This is a genomic window from Oleiphilus sp. HI0086, from assembly GCF_001635225.1.
In genome coordinates, this window is sequence record NZ_LWFZ01001017.1 from 1 (window position 1) to 1,258 (window position 1,258).

General features: G+C 43.7%; 1 protein-coding gene and 1 pseudogene. One reads left to right on the forward strand and one right to left on the reverse strand.

Features of this window, described 5'->3' with window-relative positions; genetic code table 11:
• On the reverse strand, window positions 1-333 hold a 333-nt coding region (locus A3756_RS18220; RefSeq protein WP_304438899.1), incomplete at its 3' end, for a LapD/MoxY N-terminal periplasmic domain-containing protein.
• 264 nt (window positions 334-597) lie between these two features.
• Between A3756_RS18220 and A3756_RS18225 the strand changes: the two are divergent.
• Window positions 598-1,258, forward strand: a pseudogene (locus tag A3756_RS18225) (diguanylate cyclase response regulator); the annotation flags it as partial.

Genomic DNA, 1,258 nt, shown 5'->3' on the forward strand with positions numbered 1-1,258 from the left:
AACAGTTAAAGAGTTAGCGCGCACGACAATGGCGGCACCGTTCAAGTCAAAAAAAACAATTTTTCTGTAGTCACCACTGTCGAATATCGTGTCAACAATTCGCGCTGCCGCCACGCGATCTTGAGCATCTATACTCGTCGATAATGACAAGCCCAAAGAAGTAGCAGCATCCTGTGCATGGGACTGCAATTGATTCTGCAAATAGTCACGCATGGTGGTGATATTCAGCGTAAAGCTTCCAACCAACAACAACAGCAACATAATGCTAATATAAGCAAATAGTGTCCTTTGTAAGCTAGGACCCTGATTTGTCAGGCTATGACTATGCCTCATGATTAGGCCTCACTTACTTTATCTCCATCAGTATCTTCATTGGTGTCTTTTTATTAGCAAAGCCCAAGTATAAAAACGACCCGACCTCTTTCACCACAGAAATCATAATGGCCAGCCTGTAGGCATTGCTTCCATATAACAATAGATCAACTTACACATCCTGACATTTTTTGACGATAAAAACCTCCATATTCAGGGGATTATGCTAAATTATGTAGAGACGATTCGCGTTTACAAAAAGAATTCTTCCATTAGGATCAAGGAATGGCTCAGGACAACCAACGAGAGAAACTTAAACAACTGTTTGCAAAACGAGTTACGACGCAAGCCAGAGTTGTATTAGATGTCTATCAAAAGTGCAAACTCTCCTCTTGGGAAGACCTGGATCGCACTCAAGATTTAAATGATGCGAGTGAAAAACTAGAGCGTTTTGCAACCCGCTTTGAGATGTCTCGCCAGGAGACTTCGGCACGAAAAATTAACCAGCTACTGAGCAATGTTAACCCTGAAGCCCCGCTTTCGTTAGACAGCCAACAAAAAATTGAGTCCTTTATTCAGGAGCTGAATGAGTGCACTTTGCGAAAGAGTGATACCGGAGGGGGGCGAAGCGACACCTCGCACTCGAATCCACGTACTTTTTTACGCACTCCGATTTACCTCGCGCTAAACAACACCGAGTACGCTAACCGCATTATTAATCAGCTGGAGTTCTTTGGTTTTCGTTCAATCAACTTCAGTGATGTTGATGATTTTGTTCACGCAGCTAAGCAGGATAAGCCAGAGACCATCGTAGCCGATGTAGATTTTGGCGGGCATAAGCTTGCTGGCATCGATGCCGTTCAAGTAATCCAGGAGTCTCACGAGACAACTATTCCAGTTATTTATGTTAGCGAGAGCACTGACGACATTCAGACCCGGCTAAAAG